This is a genomic window from Pseudomonas sp. WS 5079 (assembly GCF_012985465.1).
Classification (GTDB): Bacteria; Pseudomonadota; Gammaproteobacteria; order Pseudomonadales; family Pseudomonadaceae; genus Aquipseudomonas.
Genome location: NZ_JAAQWN010000003.1, coordinates 568,691 through 582,021, shown reverse-complemented (window position 1 = coordinate 582,021; position 13,331 = coordinate 568,691). Strand labels below are relative to the sequence as shown.

12 protein-coding genes are annotated in these 13,331 nt (G+C 62.6%); 9 read left to right on the top strand and 3 right to left on the bottom strand.

Going from position 1 to position 13,331, the window contains the following annotated elements:
• Positions 1-8 precede the first annotated feature (8 nt).
• From HBO05_RS11290 to HBO05_RS11260, 7 genes are read left to right on the top strand one after another with little or no spacing between them, the layout of a single operon-like run.
• A complete protein-coding gene (locus HBO05_RS11290; RefSeq protein ID WP_169952002.1) occupies positions 9-1,211 on the top strand; it encodes a type II and III secretion system protein family protein in 1,203 nt (400 codons plus the stop codon).
• Complete coding sequence (locus HBO05_RS11285) at positions 1,208-2,401, top strand: pilus assembly protein (RefSeq protein WP_172312656.1); 1,194 nt, start codon at positions 1,208-1,210, stop codon at positions 2,399-2,401. Before HBO05_RS11290 ends, HBO05_RS11285 begins: the two co-directional genes overlap by 4 nt.
• Positions 2,398-3,669, top strand: coding sequence for a CpaF family protein (locus HBO05_RS11280; RefSeq protein WP_169952006.1), 1,272 nt, complete (start codon positions 2,398-2,400; stop codon positions 3,667-3,669). The genes HBO05_RS11285 and HBO05_RS11280 overlap by 4 nt, the downstream gene beginning before the upstream one ends.
• 10 nt (positions 3,670-3,679) lie before the next feature.
• Entirely contained in the window at positions 3,680-4,561 is an 882-nt protein-coding gene (locus HBO05_RS11275; RefSeq protein ID WP_169952008.1) for a type II secretion system F family protein, read from the top strand.
• Between the two features lies 1 nt (position 4,562).
• The gene (locus tag HBO05_RS11270) at positions 4,563-5,450 is read left to right on the top strand and encodes a type II secretion system F family protein (RefSeq protein WP_169952010.1); all 888 of its coding nucleotides are present in this window, start codon (positions 4,563-4,565) and stop codon (positions 5,448-5,450) included.
• Positions 5,451-5,460: 10 nt separating this feature from the next.
• The gene (locus HBO05_RS11265; protein ID WP_169952012.1) at positions 5,461-6,183 is read left to right on the top strand and encodes a tetratricopeptide repeat protein; all 723 of its coding nucleotides are present in this window, start codon (positions 5,461-5,463) and stop codon (positions 6,181-6,183) included.
• 19 nt (positions 6,184-6,202) lie between these two features.
• Complete coding sequence (locus HBO05_RS11260; RefSeq protein WP_172312654.1) at positions 6,203-6,475, top strand: DUF3613 domain-containing protein; 273 nt, start codon at positions 6,203-6,205, stop codon at positions 6,473-6,475.
• A 246-nt stretch (positions 6,476-6,721) separates the two neighbouring features.
• On the opposite strand, the gene HBO05_RS11255 is transcribed toward HBO05_RS11260, so the two are convergent.
• Both HBO05_RS11255 and HBO05_RS11250 read right to left on the bottom strand, forming a co-directional pair.
• On the bottom strand, positions 6,722-7,504 hold the full coding sequence (locus tag HBO05_RS11255; protein WP_170058644.1) for a response regulator transcription factor: 783 nt from the start codon (positions 7,502-7,504) through the stop codon (positions 6,722-6,724).
• 126 nt (positions 7,505-7,630) lie between these two features.
• A complete protein-coding gene (locus HBO05_RS11250; RefSeq protein ID WP_172312652.1) occupies positions 7,631-8,104 on the bottom strand; it encodes a prepilin peptidase in 474 nt (157 codons plus the stop codon).
• Between the two features lie 72 nt (positions 8,105-8,176).
• Here HBO05_RS11250 and HBO05_RS11245 point away from each other — a divergent pair, with 72 nt between their 5' ends.
• Both HBO05_RS11245 and HBO05_RS11240 read left to right on the top strand, forming a co-directional pair.
• Entirely contained in the window at positions 8,177-8,614 is a 438-nt protein-coding gene (locus HBO05_RS11245; protein WP_169952020.1) for a TadE/TadG family type IV pilus assembly protein, read from the top strand.
• A complete protein-coding gene (locus tag HBO05_RS11240; protein ID WP_172312650.1) occupies positions 8,611-11,355 on the top strand; it encodes an ATP-binding protein in 2,745 nt (914 codons plus the stop codon). Before HBO05_RS11245 ends, HBO05_RS11240 begins: the two co-directional genes overlap by 4 nt.
• Here HBO05_RS11240 and HBO05_RS11235 read toward each other — a convergent pair.
• Positions 11,352-13,289 (bottom strand): pilus assembly protein TadG-related protein, encoded by a 1,938-nt coding sequence (locus HBO05_RS11235; protein WP_172312648.1) that lies wholly within the window; start codon positions 13,287-13,289, stop codon positions 11,352-11,354. The genes HBO05_RS11240 and HBO05_RS11235 overlap by 4 nt on opposite strands.
• Between the last annotated feature and the right edge of the window lie 42 nt (positions 13,290-13,331).

The following is a 13,331-nucleotide window of genomic DNA, read 5'->3' as shown; positions in this document are numbered from 1 at the left end:
TGCCTTGAATGCGCCATCGATTTGCACCTGCGTTCACGCAAATGGCCTGGGCACTGATGCTGTCCAGCCTGCCTGTAAGCCTGGCGTTCGCGGCTACCGACAGTTGCAGCGGCCTGGGCGCCCTGCCGGCCGTGGTCGAGGTCGGCGAAGGCCTGCAACAGACCCTGCAATCGCCTGTAGCGATCACCCGGCTGGCCATCGGCGACCCGAAAATCGCCGATGTACACCTCAACGGTGACCGCGCCTTCCTGCTCACCGGCGTTGCCTCGGGCGCTACCAGCCTGATGGTCTGGACCCACTGCTCCAGTGCGCCGCGCCAAAGCATGGTGTTCGTCAAGGGCAAGGCCAGCTCAAGCCTGACCAGCCAGGCCCTGGCGCCGTCCGACGACCCGTCCCTGCCGAGCCAGGTGCAGACCGATATCCGCTTTGTCGAAGTCAGCCGCACCAAGCTCAAGGAGGCCAGCACGTCGATTTTCGGCGGCACCCGCAACTTCCTGTTCGGCAGCCCGCGCACAGCCGGGATGAGCCTGCCCCTGGATAACGAGAGTTTTAACATCGGCATCGGCGGCGGGCGCTTTTCGGCGCTGATCAATGCCCTGGAACGCAGCGGTTTTGCCTACACGCTGGCGCGGCCGAGCCTGGTTGCCATGAGCGGGCACAGTGCGACCTTCCTTGCCGGTGGCGAAGTGCCGATCCCAGTGCCCAGTGCCGGCAGCGACACCATCTCCATCGAGTACAAAGAGTTCGGTATCCGCCTGACCCTGACCCCCACCGTGATCGACCGCACGCGGATTTCCCTCAAGGTCGCACCGGAAGTCAGCGAGCTGGATTACGCCAACGCCTTGCAGGTAGAAGGCATCCAGGTACCGGCACTGACGGTGCGGCGTACCGACACCACAGTGTCCTTGGCCGATGGCGAAAGCTTTGTGATCAGCGGCCTGATCAGCAATAACAACCGCTCCACCATCAGCAAGTTTCCAGGCCTGGGCGATATACCGATCCTTGGTGCGTTTTTCCGTGACAGCAACGTCAGCCGCGAGGAAAAAGAGTTGCTGATGATCGTTACCCCGCACCTGGTCCAACCCCTGGCCGCCAACGCGCGCCTGCCGTCCCTGCCCGGGGAAAAACTGCGCAACTACGATCCCAACTGGTATCGCCTGTACTTCCTGGAAAACGGCAACTTCGACCGACGCACAGGACTTTCCCAATGAGCGACAGCCTGAGCCAGACGTTCCTGGCAATCACCCGCAACACCACCGACCTGGAATGGCTGCAAGGCGCCCTGGCGCCCTTGGGCCAAGTGGTCAGTGCCGGTGGTGGCAGCCTCGACGAACTGCTGGCCCTGGTGGACGTGACCTTCGCCAACCTGGTGTTCGTCGGCCTGGACCGCGAGCATGTAGTGGCCCAGAGCGCCTTGATCGAGGGCGCCCTGGAAGCCAAGCCGATGCTGGCCATCGTCGCCCTGGGCGACGGCATGGACAATCAATTGGTACTCAACGCGATGCGTGCCGGGGCGCGGGATTTTGTCGCCTATGGTTCACGCTCCAGCGAAGTCGCCGGCCTGGTGCGGCGCCTGAGCAAACGCCTGCCGCCAGTCGCCCACAATGCGCACCTGGGCGGCCTGACGGTGCTGTATGGCACCCAGGGCAATGCCGACGGCGCCCTGCTCGCCAGCCACCTGGCGATGGTGGTGCAAAAGAGCGGTCAACAGACCCTGCTGCTGGACCTGGGCCTGCCCCGTGGCGACAGCCTGGCGTTGCTGGGCCTGGAAAGCTCGTTCAACTTTGGCGATGCCCTGCGCCACCTGCGCCGCCTGGACACCACGCTGATCAACAGCGCCTTTACCGCCACCGAAGGTGGCCTGCGCATCCTCGCCTACACCGAAAGCGACGACCCCCTGGAACTGACCAGCGCCGCCGAGCTGTACATGCTGCTCAGTGCCTTGCGCCAACACTTCCAGCACATCGTGGTAAACCTCACCGGCCAGCGCGACAGCGAAGCCCTGCGCACTTTTGTCAGCCACTGCGACAAGCTCTTGTGGTGCACCGACCAGAATGTCCTCGACTGCCGACGCAACCTGGCGGTACTCAATCAGTGGCGGGAAAAGGGTATGAAGCTGGACCATGCACGGCTGCTGATCGACCGCTATCTCAAGGGCGCCGCACCGGACAGCGAGGCCCTGGAAAAGAGCTTCGGCCTGGAAGTCATCGCCGTGCTGCCATTGAGCCCGGAAGTGCGCCTGAACGCCAAGAACCAGGGGCAAACCTTGTTCAGCCTGGCGCCCAGGGAGACCCTGACGCAAAACCTGAAGGTCTTGGGCGAACGCCTGGCCAAGCGCTCCGAAGGTCTTGAAAAACCTTCCACCCGCTGGTTTGAGCGACTGCGGGGGACCACCAAATGAACGGCGAAAAGCTCTTCGGCGCGCCCGCCCGTGGGCTTGGCAGCGCAGTGGATCACGACGGCCTGAAACTGGTGCTGCACCGCTACATCATCGATGCCATCGAAGAGTCGGGGAAAAACCTGCTGGAAGGCTCGCGCCAATCCCTGGCGCAATTTGTCATCGACAAGGTGTCCGAATACATCACGCGCATGCACCTGGCAATTTCCCGTTATGAGATGGAGCGCCTGGCCGAGGAAATCGTCGATGAACTGACCGGCTTCGGCCCTCTGGAAGTGCTGTTGCGCGACCCGTCAGTGACCGAGATTCTGGTCAACGGCCCACACCGGGTGTTTGTCGAACGGGACGGCCTGTTGCACCAGAGCGACCTGCGTTTTATCGACGCCCACCATGTGGAGCGGGTCATGCAACGCATCCTCGCGCCATTGGGTCGGCGCCTGGATGAATCTTCGCCGATGGTCGACGCCCGGTTGCCCGATGGCAGCCGGGTCAACGCGATCATCCCGCCGATTGCCCTCGACGGTCCGTGCCTGTCGATTCGTAAGTTTCGCAAGGACATGCTCAAGAGCAGCGACCTGGTAGCGATGCAGACCATCGACCAGTCGATTTTCGAGTTTTTCCAGGAGGCGGTGGGCAAGCGCTGCAATATCCTGATCAGCGGCGGCACCGGCACCGGCAAGACCACCTTGCTCAATATTCTCAGCCAGTTGATCAACCCCCACGAACGCCTGGTGACCATCGAAGACGTCGCCGAACTGCAACTGGGCCACCCCCACGTGGTGCGCCTGGAAACCCGTCCGCCCAATGCCGAGGGGCACGGTGAGGTGAAGGCCAGCGACCTGATCCGCAACGCCCTGCGGATGCGCCCGGACCGCATCATCCTCGGTGAGATCCGTGGTGTGGAAGTGCTGGATGTGATGACCGCAATGAACACCGGCCACGACGGCTCCATGAGCACCGTGCACGCCAACAACGCCCAGGACGCCCTGTTGCGCCTGGAAACCCTGGTGGGCCTGACCGGGCGGGTGGTCGCGGAGAAAACCCTGCGCCAGATGATCTGCGCGGCGCTGGATGTGGTGATCCAGCTGACCCGCCTGCCCGACGGCCGGCGCTGCGTCAGTGAAGTGGTGGAAGTGGTGGGGGTGCGCGATGACGTGTATGTCACCAACACCCTGTTCCGCCATGACCGGCGCACCGGCTTCGGCTTCCTGCGCGAGGCCGTCAACCCGGCGGGTGACAAACTGCGCCGCGAATCCGCCCTGCCGCTATAGGAGCGTCACCATGACCGGCGCCATCCTGATGTTCAGTTGCGTGATCCTGATTGGCGTGTCGCTGCACCTGTTCCTCAGTGGCCTGCGCCAGGCAGAAACCGACCGCGTCCTGGAACGACTCGCCGAAGGCCAACCGCTGCTGGCCGAAGAGCGTGGGCGTTGGGTCGGCCTGGAGCGCATGTTCCAGCGCGCGGGCCTGGGCAAACCCACCGACAGCCTGGGCCTGTGGGTGACCTGCTGGGTGTTGGGCGCCGTCCTGGGGTTCCTGGTGTGGAGCTGGGTCGGCCTGCTGAGCATGGTGTTGCTGCCGCCGCTGCTGCTGCGGCTGTACATCGCCTGGCGCTATCGGCGGCGGGTGAAGCGGATGATCGAACAACTGCCGCAAGTGCTCGACCATACAGTGCGCAGCCTGAAGTCCGGACGCACCCTGGCCGACGCCTTGCTGGGTGCGATCGACAGCACCGAGGAGCCCTTGAAGCCCGCCATGGGGCGTATCCAGCGCAATGTGCAACTGGGGGTCAGCCTGCCCGAGGCCGCCAGTGATTTTGCCGAGTTCTACGAGCAAGACGAGTTCCGCATGCTTGCCCTGGGCCTCAAGGTCAACCACCGCTACGGCGGCAATGCCAGTGACTTGCTGGAGAACCTGATCAAGGTGATCCGCGAACGGGAACAGGGCGCGCGGCAATTGCGCGCCATGACCGGCGAGACGCGCGTTACCGCTTTTGTCCTGGCGGGCATGCCGATCGCCATGGTGGGCTATTTCATGCTGATCAACCCAGGCTACCTGCTGACCATGTGGAACGACGACAGCGGCCGCTACATGCTGCTGGCCGCGCTGACCATGCAGGTGCTGGGCTGCCTGACGATGTGGCGCATGTTGCGGAGTATTTGAGATGGTCCTGCTGATCAGTGCCTTGTTGTTTTTGGCTGCGCTCGCGCTGATCGCCGGCCAGTTGCTGGCCCAGCGTCGCCGCGAGCGCCTGGTCAACCAGCGCCTGCAAGGCCAACTGGTGCGCCGCGACCGGCTCGGCACCCTGCTCAGCCAGTTTGGCAGCAGCCAACTGGCCCAGCGCTCGGTGAGCATGGATAACGAAACGCAGATCCTGCTCAACCGCGTGGGCTGGCGCAAAGCCAATCAGCGCTCGATCTTCGCCGCCTGCCAGATTGGCGTGCCGCTGGTGCTGGCCGGGCTGATCCTGGTGGGTGAGGAACTGATCTTTCCCGGCGCCGACTCCCCGTGGATCGCGCCCCTGCTCGGCCTGGGCGTGGGCTACCTGATACCCAAGCGCATCCTCGCCAGCGCGGCCAAGGCCCGCCAGCAGCAAATCTCCCGTGAGGTGTCGACCTTCATCCCGCTGCTGCGCATTCTGTTCGAGTCGGGCATGGCGGTTGAACAGTCGCTGCGGGTATTGAGCGTTGAAGCTCAGCGCCTGCTGCCCGCGCTGACCCAGGAGCTGCGGCTGATCCTGGCACGGGTCGACTCCGGCCTGGAACTGAGCGAGGAACTGGGCAAAACTGCCCGGCTGCTGGCCGTGGACGAATTCACCGACACCTGCATCATTCTCCAACAACTGATCCAGCAGGGCGGCGGCGCCATGAAGTCGCTGCTGGCCCTCAAGCAACTGCTCGATGACCGCCGCTTGACCCGCTTGCAGGAATTCATCTCGAAGATGTCGGCCAAGATGTCGGTGGTGATGATGGTCTTCCTGTTTCCCGCTTTATTGATTGTGCTGGGGGGGCCGGCATTCATTGCGATCTCCCGGGCCCTGAGCAGTTTTTGAGGAGCGCTCGATGAAAGCACTGATTGCAGGCCTGGGCCTGCTGATGCTCGGCGGCTGTGCCAGTAACGGCCAGACGCCGTGGTCGGCGCTGATGACCCCGGGTAGTTGTGCCAAGCCCAGCGCCGAGCAGGAGCTGTCGCTGAACCTGGCCGACGACATGGCCAATGAAGGAAAGATGCACGCCAGCCTGGCCAACCTGCAAAGCCTGCCGGAGTCTTTGCCGCAAGTGCGCCAGCGCAAGGCCAAGGTCTACCGCCTGCTCGGGCGCAGTGAAGCGCAACCGCTGTACCGCAGCCTGCTGGGCACCTGCATGGCGGCCGAAGGGGAACACGGCTTGGGTCAACTGGCGGCGGCCCAGGGCGACAACGCCCAGGCCTTGGCCCATATGCAACGGGCGGCGCAACTGGCGCCCACCGACGAAAAAATCCGCAACGACCTGGGGGTGGTCTACCTCAACCAACGGCGCCTGGAAGAGGCGCGCTTTGAGTTCATGACGGCCATGGAGCTCAAGCAAAGCGATCAACTGGCGGCGGTCAACCTGGTGACCCTGCTGATCTACCAGGACAACTGGGGCCAGGCCGCACAACTGGCCAGCCAAGTGGGCCTGAGCCCCGAGCAGGTCACCGAGGCCCAGGCCCGGGCCGAGAAACTCAAGGCCGCCGGCACGCCGGCTGCCAAGGCCAAGGACCAGGTCGCAGCGGCCAGCGATGCACCGCCCGCACTAATCAAGTAAGCGCTTGAAGGAGCCGATGATGAAATTCCCCTACCTCGCCAGCCTGACGCTGCTGGCCCTGCCCCTGACGGTACTGGCCATCGAGCCTGGGCCCTCGTCCAAGGCCCAGCAGGAAACGGAGAACTGGCTGAGGCTGCAAGTCGACGGGCAAGCCGCCTCACCCACGGTACAGAGGGCAACGCCCGCCGAACGTGAACTGGCGATACAGCGTTTGCTGGAGAGCAAGAAATTCGCGATCCCCGAAAAGTTCGACGAAGAAAACGCAAGCGGGGGCTCGGGCAGTAGCAAATAAACCACAGCCACTGGAGAAATGTGGGAGCGGGCTTGCCCTGATGCAGATCAGTTAAGCGAACGCAATGCTCAAGACAGTGAAGATCAAATGTGGGAGCGGGCTTGCTCGCGAAAGCGGTGGGTCAGTCAACATCAATGTTTGCCGGGCCGACGTCTTCGCGAGCAAGCCCGCTCCCACAGGGGGGGGATCTGCGCTTAACTGACTGGCATTAAGCTTGCCCGCTCCTACAGGGCTGTACGCAAAGCTTCAGTGCGCCGTCACCCGCTGGCGCAATGCCGAGTTGCTCGGTGACAGCGCCAACGCCAGTTGGGTGCGGTTGTGCATATGGGTCAAGCGCAACACCTGGGACACGTACAACTTGACCGTGTTCTCGGTAATACCCAGCTCGCAGGCAATCTGGTAGTTGGTCTGGCCCTTGCCCACCAGCCGCGCGACGTCCAGTTGCCGGGGCGACAACTGATTGAAGATCGCCGGCACCTCCAGGCGCTCGGCCTCCTCGCTTGACCCTTCGCCCTCGGCTTGCGGCGCCGGGCCGCGACGGACCTTGTCCAGGTCCTGGTACAAGTCATCGATGGACTCGGAAAGATATTGCAGCTTCTGATTCAAGTTCCCCAGGTGCAGATTCTTGTGGCGCTCTTCCAGGGCGGCCTCCTGGCGCTGCAAGCCTTCGAGCAACTCATTGAGGTTGATGGGCTTTTGGTAGTAATCGGAGATGCCCACGCGCAAGGCCTTGATCACGTCCTGCTTGTCCGCCCGGCCAGTGAGCATGATGGCTTCGAAGGCACGCTGCTTGCCGGCAATTTTCTGCAGGGCCTGCACCAACTCAATGCCGTCCATGTCCGGCATATGCAGGTCACACAGCACCAGGCCGATCTGCGGGTCTTCACTGAAGCGTTGCACGGCCTGCTGGCTGGAGCCACACGGGACACAGCGATAACCGCTGCTTTCAAGAAATTCGCAAAGCTCCTCCACAATCAGCGGTTGATCGTCGACCACGAGCACTTTTACTGCAGATGTAAGCTTGTTCACGCGCTACTCCATGCCTGGCAAGCCAAAGATTGACCTATCCGTTCCGAGGAACTTTCCTAATTACCGGTACAAATAAACGTAGACGTACTTTGCGACTATGTACATAGCGATATAGAGCGCCCGCGACTAATGGAGCCACGGCCAGGCCAAGGTAAAACCCACTAAAAGAAACGGTGCAAAGGGCAGTTTTTTTGACGGATCCACCACCAGGTAACCCAGGCGCGCTCTAACGCCTTGACTGGTAAGCGGTAACAGCCGAGGCCCATAGACCAGCCAGGCGACATTGGCCGCGCCGGCCCCGATCAGCGACCACAACAGGTAGGTCGAATTCGACGCCAGCGCCAACGCCGCGAGCATCTTCACATCCGCGGCCCCCAGGCGCCCGAGGGCGTAGCCGGGCAGCGTCAACAGCAGCGCCAGGATCAACGCCCACAGCCCTTCAGACCGGGACGTGCCGAGCCAGGTGCTACCGCTCCACAGCAGATAGAGCAGCGCCAGCAACGCCACGCCCAGGGTCAGGCGATTGGCGATCTGTCGCTGGCGAATATCCTGCATTGCACACAACACCAACCAGACAACTACCACGAGGCCTTGGATCACGTAAAAACCGTCCCATTTTGCCGATTGATTCTATGCTGATATCAGGTAGTAGCAGTCAGGGTAGTCGCAGTGATGAAAACCAGCCTCCCTAGAAAGCAAAAAGGCGCCGTCGCCATCGAATTTGCGGCAGTGTTCGTGATTTTTTTTGCCGTGTTCTATGCCATGGTCAGCTATAGCCTGCCGCTGTTGCTGCTGCAGTCGTTCAACCAGGCTACCGCCGAAGCCGTGCGCCGCAGCGTGGCACTGGACCCCAGCACCCCCAACTACAATGCGGCGCTGATCCTGCGGGCGACCCAGACCGTGCAAAGCCAATTGCAGTGGATCCCCGCGACGTTCCAGTTCCAGGCGGCCCATATCAATCCGACCTACACCGCAGGCGTGTTGACCGTCGAGATCAACTACCCCTCGGCCAACCTGAAGAACGTCCTGCCGTTTATCGTGCTGCCGGGCATTGGCACGGTGCCCCGCTTGCCGACCACGTTGCACGCCCAGTCGAGCCTGCAATTTTGAACTCCGGTGACAAAATCTTCGGCAGGCTGCTGGGCCGCAGCAGCGCCCAGGCCCTGGAGACGCCCGCCAGCCCACCGGCGCAAGGCTTGCACCTGCGCCTGGACCCGCAAGGTCATGTGCTGGATATCAGCCGGGCATTGCACCCACAGTTGGCCCGTCACCTTGGCGCCCCGGCTCACCCGCTGTTGCGCGACCTGCTGTGCCTGCCTGGCGCCCTGAGCATCGAAGGCACGCCCGCCGACTGGCAGCGGCACAGCCTGGACCTGGATTTCCAGGGTGCCGCCGATACCATCCTGCATACCCGTGGCTGGATCGAGCCGGACGGCGATGGCTGGATCCTGCGCCTGCTGGATATCAGCGACCTACTGAGCGGCCGGCAATTGGCCCAGCAGCGCGAACAGAACCACCAATTGGCCAGCCAGATGAGCGAGCAGCTGCGCGTCTGCAGCCTGACACGCCTGCCGCAAGTGTTCAGCGAGCACCTGCGCAACCTGGCCCAGCGCTGGCATATCCCGTGCGTGGCGATGGTCCTGCTCGACCAGCAGGACCAGGACTGGCTGGTCTACAGCGGCTACAGCGCCCACGACGCGCCGCAGTTGTGGGAACCGGGCCAACGCCTGGGTACCTGCCTGGACAGCCTCAACGGCAACACCGCGCTGAGCCTGAAAACCCTCCAGGGCCGCAGCGAACACCCGCGCCTGTACAGCGTGTTTGGCAGCGCCGAGGGCCTGCTGGTGCCCTATCGCGATAGCCAGGGGGTGGCCGCCTGGTTGCTGTGCGGGTTCTACAGTGGCCACCCCGACGTCAGCGAACGTGACTGGCTGAACCTCGCCGCCGCCCTCGCCGCCCCTTTGCTCAGCCGCCTGCGCGAGCAACGTCATCACCAACAACTGGAACGGGTGGAAGCCTTGCAAGGCCTGCTCGGTACCGGCTGGTGGGAATTGCTGGAAAGCGGTGAAGAAATCCTGCTGGCCCCACAGCTGATGCGCAGCCTGAGCCCGGAAGATGCACCGACCAAACAGGTACTGGCCAACTGGCTGGAACTGATCCACCCCGCCGACCGCCAGGAACTCAACAGCCGCCTGCAAGACCTGCAAACCCTGGGCAAACCCTTGTTGACCAGCGTGCGCCTGCTGCGCAGCGACGCCAAGCAGAACCCCATCTGGTACCGCGTCCAGGGCCAGGTGCTGGGTGCCGGCGAGCAGCGCCGCTGGATCGGCTTCATGCTCGACATCAGCGACATCAAGAACCAACAATTGCAGGCCGCCGCCGCCCATGCGCGCCTGGACAACCTGATCGCCAGCTCCCCGGCGGTGATCTACGTGCAGCGCTACGTCAACGGCGCGCTGCACCCGGCGTTCTTCAGCGACAGCCTGCTGCCGCTGCTGGGCTGGACCCTGGCCGAATGCACCCACGACACCTCCGTGGAATGGGTACACCCCGAAGACCGTGACCTGTACTTCGAACGCACCCGGCAGTTGCTGCGCGAAGGCAGCGTGCGCAGTCGCTACCGCGTGCGCGATCGCCAGGGCAACTACCACTGGCTGCTGGACGAAGCCAAGCTGCTGCGCGACGACCTCGGCTTGCCGGTGGAGGCCGTCGGCCTGTGGCTGGACGTCACCGAAGCGACCCTGGCGGCGCAACAGATCAAGGACAGCGAAGAGCGCTATCGCATCCTCGTCGAAGACTCACCGGCGATGATCTGCCGCTACCGCCCGGACCTGACCCTGACCTTCGGCAACACGCCCCTGGCCAACTACCTGGAATGCACGCCGGCCCAGTTGCCGGGGATCAACCTGGGCCACTGGTTATCTGAAGAACAGCGCAACGCCTTTGTAAAACGCATCGGCCAGTTGAGCCCGGAATTCCCCGTCAGTACGGCTGAAATCAGCCTGCAACTGCCGGGGCGCGAACATGCGTGGTGGGTCTGGTCGGACCGTGGCGTATTCGACGAACACGGCCAGTTGCAGGAAGTCCAGGCCGTGGGCCGCGACAACACCGAAGTGCGTCGCTCCCAGCAGCAACTGACCCAAAGCGCAAAAATGGCCACCCTCGGCGAAATGGCTACCGGCCTGGCCCATGAGATCAACCAGCCGCTGAATGTGATGCGCATGGCCATCGTCAATGTGCTCAAGCGCCTGGGCAACGGCGACGTGCAGATCGACTACCTCACGGAAAAACTCCAGCGCATCGACGCCCAGGTCCAACGCGCCGCCCGGGTGGTGGACCACATGCGCGTGTTCGGCCGCCGCTCGGAGGTCGAGCAACAACCCTTCGACCCGGCCCAGGCGGTGGAAGGCACCCAGTCACTGCTGGGCGAGGGCCTGCGCGGCAAAGGCGTGGACCTGCGCATCACGCCGATGGACTTGGGCGTACAGGTCAACGGCCATGTCGACCAACTGGAACAGGTACTGATCAACCTGGTGGTCAACGCCCGCGATGCACTGATGGCACGCCACGAAAAAAACCACGACTTCCACCCCTGGATCGCCCTGTACAGCGAACACGACAGCCGCCACGTGCGCATCTGGGTCGAAGACAACGGCGGCGGCATCGATGCGCGGTTGCTGGAGCGGATTTTCGAGCCGTTCTTTACCACCAAACCGATTGGCGTCGGCACCGGGCTGGGGTTGTCGGTGAGCTACGGCATTGTGGAAAACATGGGCGGACGCCTGAGCGTCGCCAACAGTGAACATGGGGCGCGGTTTTGTGTGGAGTTGCCGGTGGTGGGTGGGGGTTAGATCACAAGGTAGGCGCGGCCCATGTGGCAGGTGAGGTTGGCGCCGACTTCGGCATTGCCAAGGTTGATGCCCAGAGCGCTCAGTAGCGTATTGACGATAGGGTCCAGCAGCGGCGACAAAAGCCCTTGGACGAGCCCGACCAGTGTCGTGGTGATTGTTGTCAGGAGTGTCGCCACACCTGCCAGTGCACCATTTGGCACAGCCGGGGCGGGTGGCGGTGCATAGGTCACCTGAAGGCCACTCAGTGTGGCGCCCAGGCTATTGATGATGTTGATGCTGGAAATACTTTTATAGGTCGGCAGAGTATTCATTTCTGCCACCGGTGAATAAAACAGGCTTTCTGTTCTCTGCCCCACAGTTGATTGTGCCTTTAACAAAAAACCGCCGCCGACGTTGGCTTTGCGTGGGTCGCAGCCCCCCAGCAAGGTGCAGTGCTGGGTCCCGATATCGATCAGGCGGATCGGCTGGACATCGACCGGTGTCGACGAGGAAAACGCCTTGGCCGGGTCAATGTTGCCGACGGCCAGAGTGGCCATGGAACTCGTGGCCAAGGCGGTCAGCGTCTTGCTGGCGGACGTTGCACAGGTGAAGTCGGTGACATGGCTTTCGCCGCTGGCGGCTTCGATGTAGATATCCAGCTTGCTGGCAATATCTACATCCGTGCGCTCGCAAGACAACGTACACAAAAGAGCGTTTACGATAGCGGCCAGATCCAGGTTCAAAAGGCCCTTCACCACTTTGGTCACCGGGTCGGTCAAGGCTGACAGCCCCGACAGCACTGAAGAAACCGTCTTCAGTATCGGCGCATCCACCGAGATCAGCGTGCGTACTTGTGCAGTGCGCACGGAAATCTGATTTGTCCCCGTAGCCAAGCCAGCCTTGGCCAAGGCGGGGTTGCCGATGGCGGATAGCTGTGGCGGCTCCATGACTTTGGTTTTGACTGAGAAGGTGGCGACCAGTGGCACGCTCAATTGAAAATCTGCCCTCACCAAACTATTGCCATTGGAGAGCTGGGCCACGCCCTGCAGCAACTGGAACAACTGCACGTCCGTATTCAAGGCCGCTGTGGGCGTGCCCGTCGCGACATTTAACAAATCGCCCAGTTTGAGCACCTTGGTATTCGGTGCGATGGCCTCGATGGCAAGCACGTTAGTGATCGTCGCCGCGACCGCCGAACCGTTGGTTTGCAGAACCTTGACCGCCGCGTCGATCAATTGCGTCGCCGAAACCGCGGTGTTGAGCAGCGTCGCGTAGTCACCCGCCGCCACATTCGCTTGAATAGCCAACTGGTCCAGGTAACTGAGCAGGTTCACATTGGTATTGATCAAGCCCTGCCAACCCACGGCGGTCAGGGAAAGGCCACCACCAAGCAAGCCACCGATGGTTTTGTTCAAGATGTCTGATTGAGCCGAATTGACCGTCAGCAACGAGCTGCGAATCGTCAACTGCGCCACCGGCGGCGCCAGCGCCGCCACCGCTGTCGCAGTCAACGTAGTACTTGCGTTGTACGTCCCGCTGAACAACTTCCACACCCCATTGGCGATACCAGTGGTGACGGTGCGGCTCGCGACTACGCGGATGGCCTCATTCTTGGTGGCATCCGCCGTAAATACACGGGTGTTGAGGCCATTGGTCAACAACGTCCCACACGTCACCGCCAGCGCGCGGCTGTTGTCATTGGCGACAACGGTGAAACCATTGCGGGTGGCGTTCTGCTTGGCGTAGTCCACCGCCGTAGTGCTGGCGGAGCACTGCCCGCCGCGATTGGCGGCTTCCAGGGCGGCGGTGTCGGCAACGGCCTGTAGCTTGCGTTTTTCCAGGTACAGGCGGCCGCTATCGACCACCAGCAACAGAAACACCAGAGCCAATGCCAGGGTGCCGGCGAATACCAGACCGATTGCGCCACGTTGGCCAGAACGAAGTCGGGGAGACATCGAGCACTCCTTTGCCGGCGAACTGCCGAGCGCTTACTCTCC

What these genes read in the sequence shown, in the direction of transcription:
- HBO05_RS11235 (WP_172312648.1), bottom strand. Translation starts at nt 13,289, where the DNA reads ATGTCTCCCCGACTTCGTTCTGGCCAACGTGGCGCAATCGGTCTGGTA.
- HBO05_RS11275 (WP_169952008.1), top strand. Translation starts at nt 3,680, where the DNA reads ATGACCGGCGCCATCCTGATGTTCAGTTGCGTGATCCTGATTGGCGTG.
- HBO05_RS11280 (WP_169952006.1), top strand. Translation starts at nt 2,398, where the DNA reads ATGAACGGCGAAAAGCTCTTCGGCGCGCCCGCCCGTGGGCTTGGCAGC.
- HBO05_RS11260 (WP_172312654.1), top strand. Translation starts at nt 6,203, where the DNA reads ATGAAATTCCCCTACCTCGCCAGCCTGACGCTGCTGGCCCTGCCCCTG.
- HBO05_RS11245 (WP_169952020.1), top strand. Translation starts at nt 8,177, where the DNA reads ATGAAAACCAGCCTCCCTAGAAAGCAAAAAGGCGCCGTCGCCATCGAA.
- HBO05_RS11285 (WP_172312656.1), top strand. Translation starts at nt 1,208, where the DNA reads ATGAGCGACAGCCTGAGCCAGACGTTCCTGGCAATCACCCGCAACACC.
- HBO05_RS11270 (WP_169952010.1), top strand. Translation starts at nt 4,563, where the DNA reads ATGGTCCTGCTGATCAGTGCCTTGTTGTTTTTGGCTGCGCTCGCGCTG.
- HBO05_RS11265 (WP_169952012.1), top strand. Translation starts at nt 5,461, where the DNA reads ATGAAAGCACTGATTGCAGGCCTGGGCCTGCTGATGCTCGGCGGCTGT.
- HBO05_RS11290 (WP_169952002.1), top strand. Translation starts at nt 9, where the DNA reads ATGCGCCATCGATTTGCACCTGCGTTCACGCAAATGGCCTGGGCACTG.